The 8,814-nt window shown below is 40.1% G+C and carries 7 protein-coding genes and 1 pseudogene; 1 reads left to right on the top strand and 7 read right to left on the bottom strand.

Annotated elements, in window-relative coordinates:
• Positions 1–161: 161 nt before the first annotated feature.
• Positions 162–455, top strand: a pseudogene (locus FTV09_RS10695) (IS5/IS1182 family transposase); the annotation flags it as partial.
• Between the two features lie 131 nt (positions 456–586).
• Here the strand turns inward: FTV09_RS10695 and FTV09_RS10690 are convergent.
• The 7 genes from FTV09_RS10690 to cadR form a co-directional block, all read right to left on the bottom strand.
• Complete coding sequence (locus FTV09_RS10690; RefSeq protein WP_106439075.1) at positions 587–796, bottom strand: hypothetical protein; 210 nt, start codon at positions 794–796, stop codon at positions 587–589.
• Positions 797–999: 203 nt separating this feature from the next.
• A complete protein-coding gene (locus tag FTV09_RS10685) occupies positions 1,000–1,899 on the bottom strand; it encodes a cation diffusion facilitator family transporter (protein WP_004733183.1) in 900 nt (299 codons plus the stop codon).
• An 86-nt stretch (positions 1,900–1,985) separates the two neighbouring features.
• Entirely contained in the window at positions 1,986–5,144 is a 3,159-nt protein-coding gene (locus FTV09_RS10680) for an efflux RND transporter permease subunit (RefSeq protein ID WP_004733184.1), read from the bottom strand.
• Positions 5,134–6,369, bottom strand: a complete 1,236-nt coding sequence (locus FTV09_RS10675; protein ID WP_004281853.1) for an efflux RND transporter periplasmic adaptor subunit — start codon at positions 6,367–6,369, stop codon at positions 5,134–5,136. The genes FTV09_RS10680 and FTV09_RS10675 overlap by 11 nt, the downstream gene beginning before the upstream one ends.
• Position 6,370: 1 nt before the next feature.
• On the bottom strand, positions 6,371–7,738 hold the full coding sequence (locus FTV09_RS10670) for a TolC family protein (protein WP_004281854.1): 1,368 nt from the start codon (positions 7,736–7,738) through the stop codon (positions 6,371–6,373).
• 49 nt (positions 7,739–7,787) lie between these two features.
• The gene (locus FTV09_RS10665) at positions 7,788–8,198 is read right to left on the bottom strand and encodes a hypothetical protein (RefSeq protein WP_004733191.1); all 411 of its coding nucleotides are present in this window, start codon (positions 8,196–8,198) and stop codon (positions 7,788–7,790) included.
• Between the two features lie 142 nt (positions 8,199–8,340).
• Positions 8,341–8,733, bottom strand: a complete 393-nt coding sequence (cadR, locus tag FTV09_RS10660) for a Cd(II)/Pb(II)-responsive transcriptional regulator (protein ID WP_004281856.1) — start codon at positions 8,731–8,733, stop codon at positions 8,341–8,343.
• Between the last annotated feature and the right edge of the window lie 81 nt (positions 8,734–8,814).

Here is an 8,814-nt window from a genome sequence, read left to right as displayed (position 1 = left end):
CAATACCAGCGCACAGCCCAAAGAATGATTTCGCCCTGAAAATGCCGACCATGGAAAGGATTCATATGCTGCACCTTTAGCTAAAACAGTCTTCAGCTTACCATTCGTGGTTATTTGCAACAGTGCCCTTCAGCTTACCATTCGTGGTTATTTGCAACAGTGCCGTAATTCCACCCAGGAAGAATGCCAAGCCCTGGAAAGATTCTAAAATCAGTTCAATAGAACGAAATGAGTTACTTCAAACGGTTAAGCATTTAGGCAGAACCCTATGGAAAAAATGGTCGGGCTATCACCGTCGCAGTTTGGTGGAAACCAAGATGCATTGCATCAAATTATTAGGAGATAAGCTGACGGCAAGACATTTTCAAAGTCAGGTCAATGAAGTTCATGCGCGTGTGGCAGTTCTGAATAGATTTACGGAATTAGGTAGACCTCACACCCAAGTTGTCACTTAAATTTGAATGGATTGGGGAAAACTCAGCTTTTGAATGTTTATGCAACAAAGCCGGTTTTAGTTATAAACTTATTCATTCAGGAATTATATTGCTGAATGAATAAGTCTAATTGATTTATTTATGCAACCCAACTATTCATTTGATTCATTTGATTCATTTGATTCATTTGATTCATTTGATTCATTATTTTTAACTTGTTTTTGTTTAGAATTTTCAACTTTAGAAGCTTTTAAATTCTTTTCAAGAAATAACAAGCCGCCATCTGCATAACTAAAACTTGCGATACTAAAGAATGCACTAATTAACAGTAATTTAGTACAAAATTTATTTTTGAATAGCATGTTTATTTACTCTCATTTAATACTTGTTAGATATTCTAACTTTAAAGAATTAACACCCAGAGGACTCATAAATTACATTCTTGTAATTTTAAAATGTCTCAGGATGGTGTTTAAAGTGCGTGTGATAAATAGAAGTGTAATACAGGAAAATGGTAAGGTTTATCAGCCTAGTCATCTGTCCATTATGTAGAAAGAGCAGCACTTTAATGTTTATGCTGTTCCAATGTATTACATTCCTTACTTTCTATTTGTAACGTAATTTCAGTAATATTATGATTATGTTTTAGAACTTCTAAGGCCTTTTGATAGAGTTGATCTGTATTGCTATTCGGAGCAACCAAATGAGCAGTTAAATGAATATTTTTTGAGGATATAGCCCAGACTTTCAACTGATGAATCCCTTCAACGCCCTCTAGCTTCAATAAATCATTTCTTAACGACTCAATATCAATCTCATCAGGAACTCCTTCAAGCAGAATATTAATACTTTGTTTTAATAAAATCCAAGTTCGAGGTAAGACCCAGAAGCCAATTAACACAGCGATTACGGTATCAACCCACATCCACTGGGTAAAATAAATAACTATTCCTCCGATAATCACGCCTATCGATCCTAGAGCATCACTAAGAACTTCTAAATATGCACCTTTTATATTTAGACTTCCTTCAGCACTAGCAGAAAGGATTTTCATTGAAATCAAATTTACGACCAAACCAATGACCGCGACAATCATCATTTCAACACTTTGAATTTCAGCAGGGTTCGTAAAACGTTGATAAGCTTCATATACAATATATATTGCTACCACAAAAAGCATCACCGCATTAAACAGAGCCGCTAAAATTTCAAATCGCTGATAGCCAAAAGTTCTTTTATCATCTGCGGCTTTTTTACCAATTTTGATAGCGGCAAGAGCAATAGCTAAAGCGGCTACATCAGTAAACATATGAGCTGCATCAGATAACAAAGCCAAACTTTGGGTAATAAAAGCAGCGACAACTTCTACTATTAAAAAAGTAGTCGTTAAACCTAAGGCAACCATTAACTTCTTACTATTTTCTTCAGTAACAACCGCATGGCTATGATCATGATGTTCTGACATAAAATATTTTCCTTATTCTATTTATGATGAGCAGAGATATTGGATAACAGCCAATATCTCTGCTGTAAATCGACTAATCTATTGGATTAAGAAACTTTCTTTTCATTCATCCAGCGGTACAGTACGGGCAATAAAACCAATGTAAGCAGGGTAGAGGAGATAATTCCTCCAATAACCACTGTTGCTAAAGGTCTCTGTACTTCTGCCCCAGTTCCGGTTGCCAAAGCCATCGGGACAAACCCAAGGGACGCCACACAAGCGGTCATCAGCACAGGTCTAAGACGCAAAATTGCACCCTGCCACGTTGCATAATAAAGGTCATATTGTTGTCGCAACTCTTTGATAAAGGTGAGCATGACTAAGCCATTCAGTACAGCCACCCCCGATAGTGCAATGAAGCCAACCCCTGCTGACATGGATAATGGAATGTCACGCAACCACAACGCGATTAAGCCTCCACATAAGGCAAACGGTACACCACTAAAGACCAGTAAGCTTTCTTTGATATTATGGAATACAGCCATCAATAAAATAAAGATCGTCAACAATGCGAGCGGAACCACCAATTGCATACGCGCTTTTGCAGACATCAGATTTTGAAATTGACCGCCATAATCTATCCAATAACCGCTTGGTAATTCCTGTTTGGATAACGTGCTCTGAAGCTCTGTTACGAATGAGCCTAAATCACGTCCTTCTACATTTGCAGTAATAACCACTCGACGTTTACCATTTTCACGGCTGACCTGATTAATACCCAGGATATTTTCAACGCGTGCCACATCTTGCAGTTGGACTAAACCACCATTCGGCAATTGAATAGGAAGTACCGCTAACTGTTCAGGACTACGCTGGGATTCATCTAGACGGATGACAAAATCAAAACGCTTGTCTCCCTGTAAAATTGTTCCAACATTCTGGCCACCGACACTTGTAGCTACCAGATCCTGAATTGCTCTTACCGACAAGCCATATTGTGCAGCTCTGGACTTATCCACCTCTACATTCAACAAGGGTAAGCCACTGGTCTGTTCTACATTAACGGCTGTCGCGCCTGAAATTGAGTTAATTTTTTGAGAAATTTTATTCGCTTCGCGATTTAGAATCTCCATGTCATCACCAAATAATTTGACACCCACATCACTTCGCACCCCTGAAATTAACTCGTTAAAGCGCAGTTCAATGGGTTGCGAGAACTCACTGTTATTTCCCGGCAATGTCGCTAAGAAAGTAATCATTCTTTGGCGAAGCTCATCAATCGTTTGTTTTGGATCAGGCCATTCATCATGAGGTTTTAACAGTACCACGCCATCTGAAATGTTGGGTGGCATAACATCTGTGGCCACTTCTGCTGTACCGGTACGAGCAAAGATCGCTTTAATTTCAGGAAATTCTTTCAACAGTAACTTTTCAGTATTTTCCTGCATTCTCAGTGACTGTTCTAACCCTGTACTTGGGGAACGCATTTGCTGAACAGCAAAATCACCTTCACCCAGTTGAGGTGCAAACTCGCTACCTGTTTGAGTGGCTAGCACGCCCGTAAGCACTAAAATACAGGCAGCCACAATAGTCACAAATAAACGAAGCTCATAGGCTTTATCTAAAAGCAGTTCATATTTGGTTTTAAGCCAATGCATCCAGCGACTTTCGGTTTCCTTGACTTCTCCAGTGACAAATAGGGCAACTGCGGCTGGCACAAAAGTGACAGATAAAATCATGGCCCCAATTAAAGCCAGTACAACAGTCATTGCCATAGGATGGAAAAGTTTGGCTTCTACACCCGTCAGGGTAAAGATAGGTAGATAAACCACCAAAATAATTAACTGTCCAAAAATCAGAGGACGACGCGCCTGTTTTGCAGCCAAGAAGACTTCTTTAAATCTTTCAGAACGGCTAAGTAAACCACCTTTCAGCTTCTGAGCTTCTGCTAGCCGACGGATACAGTTTTCTACAATAACCACTGCACCATCAATAATAATACCGAAGTCCAGTGCCCCTAAACTCATCAGATTTGCACTAATCTTCTGCTCTGCCATTCCCGTCAAGGTAAACAGCATTGACAGTGGAATAACGCAAGCCGTGATCAGCGCAGCACGGAAATTACCTAGAAAGAGAAATAAAATAACAATGACGAGGATTGCACCCTCAATCAAATTTTTCTGAACGGTTTTGATCGCCCGATCAACCAAATGCGTACGGTCATACACAGTCTCAATCACCACACCTTTAGGTAGCGATTGCTGGATCGATTGCACCTTTTCATCAATGGCTTGAGCAACGGTACGGCTATTTTCTCCCATCATCATCATGGCAATACCCAATACAGTTTCTTCACCATTATAGGTTGCAGCCCCTGTTCTTAAGTCATGACCAATTGAGACATTGGCGACATCTGCCACCCGAATCGGATAGCCGTTTTTATTGGCAATACTGATGTTCTGGATATCTTCAATCGTGTTTAAAGTGCCGGGAACACGAACCGTTAGCTGTTGTCCATTTTTCTCAATATAGCCAGCACCACGGTTTTCATTATTCTCTGTTAAGGCAGTTTGTAAATCAGACAAAGGAATTTGCAATTGTTGCAATCGGTTCAGATCAGGGGCAACCACATAGGTTTTATTAAAGCCACCGATACTGTTGATCTCAGCAACGCCTTTTACGCGCTGTAATTGCGGTCTTACAATCCAATCCTGAATTTCACGTAAATCCATCGCCGAATAAGGGGTTCCATCCGGCTTTTTAGCATTTGGTTCGGCTTTAATCACCCATTGATAGATTTCACCTAAACCTGTCGAAATAGGCGACATGTTAGGTTGCACATCTTCAGGCATTTCTCCCATTGCTTCTTGCAAGCGCTGGTTGATAAGCTGTCTGGCCCAGTAAATATCCGTGCCATCTTCAAAAATGATGGTCACTTGCGATAAGCCGTAGCGTGAAATCGAACGGGTTTGTTCCATTTTCGGCATGCCTGACATGGCATTCTCGATTGGATATGTAATCCGCTGTTCCATTTCTAAAGCCGTAAAACCATTGGCTGAAGTGTTAATCTGCACCTGAGTATTGGTAATATCTGGTACAGCATCAATCGGTAACTTTTGATAACTATAAATACCAATAGCAATCCAAGCCGCAATAAACAGCATGACCCAGATTGCGTTATGGATAGAAAACTGGATCAGTCGATCAAACAGTCCTTCAGGTTTTACCGATTCGTGGTCTGGAATTTGAGGAGTTTCAGTGCTCATGTGAAGCCTCTCCTTTTTCCAGCTCGGATTTCAGTAAAAAACTGCCTTGAGCGGCATATTTTTGTCCCTGACTAAGCCCACTCACCACTTCAATCCATTGGCTCTCCCCAGATGATTGCCCTAATTTCACAGGTTGCGGACTGAATTCAACTTTTTGTCCATGCTGAGTGGCGACAAAAACCACATCTTTTCCATCGACATTCTGAACTGCGGACTTAAGTACCCGTAATGCGGTACTTTCACTCCGTTGTTGCAACTGTACGTTCACCATCAAGTTTGGACGTAATTCGGTTGCATTCGATTCAACTTTTGCTCGCACCTGAAGACGACCTGTTTGAATATCCGCTTCAGTATTTAAAGTCTGAATAACAGCTTGATAAACCTTTTCTGTTTGCAAGGATTTAAATTCGATCTTTTGATTCGGGGCTAAGCCCATAATTTCAGAATTTGGAACAATAAACTCAAGCCAGAGTTGATCTAACCGGTCTATCGTAAAGAGTTGATCGGCTAACTGAACATTTTCCCCGAGAACCAAATCCTTTTTACTGATCACGCCAGAAATGGGAGCTTTCAAAATATAGCGTCCGTTACTGGCATTCACTGCACCAAATGCACTTAAACGTGATTGGGCCGCTTGAACCTGAATTTGTGCCCGTTTATAGCTGTTATAAGCACGTTGATAGTCCTGTTTTGCTGAAATGCCCTGTGACCAAAGCTGACGCTCACGATCATAGTCTTGTTTCGCCAGTTCAAGGTTGGTTTGTTCAATTTTAAGATTGGCCTGCTGATCAACTAGATCAGGAACAAGCAACGCAGCCAAAGGCTGTCCTTTCTGAACTTTTTGACCGAGTTCTACATAGACATTTTCTACATGACCACTAAAACTCGGTGAGACGTGCGCTTGCTGGTCAGTATTCACATTCAGTTTGGCAGGATAAGAACTTAATTTAACCACCGGGCCTTGATCGACCGCTGATAATTGTATGCCCTGTTCCACCAGTTGCTTGGCAGTCAGGCTCACACCTTCTGCATGCTCTTCGGTTTCACCGCCATGTTCTTCTCCGCTTTCTTCCTCTGCATGTTCATCTGATGTTTCCGATTTATTCTTACCAGTTAAGATCAAAAAAATACTGAGGAGTACGGTAGCGCCGATAACCAAACTAATCAGTAGAGGTTGAGAGATTTTTCCGCTCTGTTTTTTTAAGCTGTTTTTAAGATCGAACATGTTAATTTCCCCCACCAATGACAGGCATGGCCTGTATGTCTTGCCATAAGTTTTGATTGATTTGTGCAATAGCATCTTTCGACATGACTTCACTTGGGCTAATGCCTAAGCTCAAACTTTCTGCTTCAATGGCCTTTTGCCAGCCATCCCGTAACAACTGGACTTTACGCAGACGGATGTCTTGTAATTGAAGCGTGGCTTGCTGAACATCGGTTAAAGCAAACTTGCCTGCCAAGAAACCTTGTAGCGTCTTACTTTGAACTTGAGTCGCCAAAGGAATTTGAGTCTCGTCAACGACTTTGAATTGCAGCTCTAAACCCTGCAACTCGGTTAAAATTGTGCCTATTTGCAGCGCATTTTGCTTCAGATAAAACTCTTTCTGACGCTCTAATAAGTTCATTTTTTCTTGCGCGATTTTTATGCCATTTTGCTGACGATCGAAAATATTAAGCGGTACACTGACTCCGACTACTAATTGATTTTGTGTGGAGTTTTCCAAGGATTGGGTGCGGTTGACACCTAGGTTTAAAGTGGGGTTAGGACGTGCCTTTGCCCTTAGTTGATCAACCGTTGCTTGAGACTCTAATACCAGTAAAGCTCGATATTTCTCAACGTAGTTTTCCGCTAAATATTCTTGAACCTGTTCATGAGTCGATTTTGGCCAGAGCTTTTGTGAAGAGAGGTTTACCTGCAATGACTTATCAGACGTACCCCATAAATTTGATAATTGTTGGGTGGCCACTTGTACCTGTAAGTCTGCCTGTCTAAAAAGACGGATATTTTCAGCATGGCTTAAACGTGCGCGATTTACATCTACTTGGGCAATACTGCCTGCATTAAAGCGCTTTTCGATTGCTTGAAGGTTTTCTTGGCTCACCCGAAGTTGTTCATTGACAATGTTTTTTTCAAGTTCAGCAATGGCCAGTTGTGACCATACATATTTCACTGCAAGCTCAATTTGTGCTTGATAAATCTTCTGTTTCAGCGCTGTTTTATCTGTAGAGAGACTGGCTAATTTTTGGTTTGCTCTTCGCTCACCAAAAATATCCAAGGGTTGTGATATGCCAATGGTAAGCTCTTTTTCATTATTTGAACCAAATCCCGTTTGTTCAACTGACAGTTCAGGATTTTTAAACAGCTTACTTTGCTGAAGATTCGTGGCATTAATGCTGTTTTGCGTTTCCCAGAAATTTTGGGACGCTTGATATTGGTTAACCTGCTCAATAGCTTGCTGCAGCGTTAAATCTTGAGTACTGGCGACTACGGAAGTACTGAAGCTGATCATTGCAGATAGCAAGATACCGCTACCTAAGGCTGACCAGGATAAATTCAGGATGGAGGTATCCTGATGTAATTTGTTTTTTGACATGAAAATGCCCCACGCATAATGAAATTAGGAGTGGTGGGCTTTTATAAGACTACCCCACCAATAGTAGGGGCAAATCGGGAGGCGGGGTTAATTGATCCAGATAAGGGGGTTTATAAAAAGTTATTCCCAAATAAGTTGGGGTAATGCCGGTCTCAAAATTAGCTTTAAGCTTCAGATCATCGGGTGGGTCAATCTGAATCACGATTGTATTTGAGAAATGACTGCACTTTTCGTTAAAACAAACCTTCTGACAATAGTCATAGATTTCTTTATAGTTTTCTAGGGAATAAAGTGCTTGACGAGGACTATCACTCTTTTCGTCTAAATCGATTGGATTAGAGAGTATTGAATTGGGTATGTTTGGCATTTCATGCAGACACGCAGCCTCTGCCACACTCCAAATATTCTGGAATGTGAATAAGAGTACCAATATCTGGATTAGAAATGTTTTTCTCTTCATACACAAATCTGTATTTAAAACACCAATAAGAAGCTGTCCAGATCTATCAAAGATCTGATCACAGAATTTGAGTAACCTTAAACTTTTTGCAGCCTTAAGTAAAGATATACAGAATTTTTGAAAAAAGCATAGGTCTAGATAATCAAGCTAGATTTTTTAGAACTCCACATTGGTCAATTGTACATAAGCCATCACAAGTACCTCTTAAATCAGATAATTGTTCAATAAGCTTTTGTTGCTTGATTATATTTTCTCTGATAGCACTGACATGTAAGTCAATTAATTCATTCACATCTGAACAATTTTTCTTGGGATTATCTTTATAGGTGAGTAATTGACGAATTTCATTCAAACTCATATTTAAAGTTCGGCAATTCAAAATAAACTTAATTCGCTCAACATAGCCTATATCGTAAAGGCGGTAATTTCCTTCCGTTCTTTCGGGTTCCGGAATTAAACCTTCCTTTTCATAAAACCTAATTGTTAATACTGAACATGAGGTTTTTTTAGAGAGTTCACCAATTTTTAAATGCATTGAGTTGGTATTTCCAAAAAATCTTGACTCTATAGTAACTATAGGGATTCTAATATTCAAAGTTTATAAATTTTTTTAATG

Origin of the sequence: Acinetobacter sp. YH12227, from assembly GCF_013417785.1 — a bacterium.
Taxonomy (GTDB): domain Bacteria; phylum Pseudomonadota; class Gammaproteobacteria; order Pseudomonadales; family Moraxellaceae; genus Acinetobacter; species Acinetobacter gandensis.
This window is presented reverse-complemented; position numbering and strand designations above follow the sequence as displayed.

What these genes read in the sequence shown, in the direction of transcription:
- FTV09_RS10690 (WP_106439075.1), bottom strand. Translation starts at nt 796, where the DNA reads ATGCTATTCAAAAATAAATTTTGTACTAAATTACTGTTAATTAGTGCA.
- FTV09_RS10685 (WP_004733183.1), bottom strand. Translation starts at nt 1,899, where the DNA reads ATGTCAGAACATCATGATCATAGCCATGCGGTTGTTACTGAAGAAAAT.
- FTV09_RS10680 (WP_004733184.1), bottom strand. Translation starts at nt 5,144, where the DNA reads ATGAGCACTGAAACTCCTCAAATTCCAGACCACGAATCGGTAAAACCT.
- FTV09_RS10675 (WP_004281853.1), bottom strand. Translation starts at nt 6,369, where the DNA reads ATGTTCGATCTTAAAAACAGCTTAAAAAAACAGAGCGGAAAAATCTCT.
- FTV09_RS10670 (WP_004281854.1), bottom strand. Translation starts at nt 7,738, where the DNA reads ATGTCAAAAAACAAATTACATCAGGATACCTCCATCCTGAATTTATCC.
- FTV09_RS10665 (WP_004733191.1), bottom strand. Translation starts at nt 8,198, where the DNA reads ATGAAGAGAAAAACATTTCTAATCCAGATATTGGTACTCTTATTCACA.
- cadR (WP_004281856.1), bottom strand. Translation starts at nt 8,733, where the DNA reads ATGCATTTAAAAATTGGTGAACTCTCTAAAAAAACCTCATGTTCAGTA.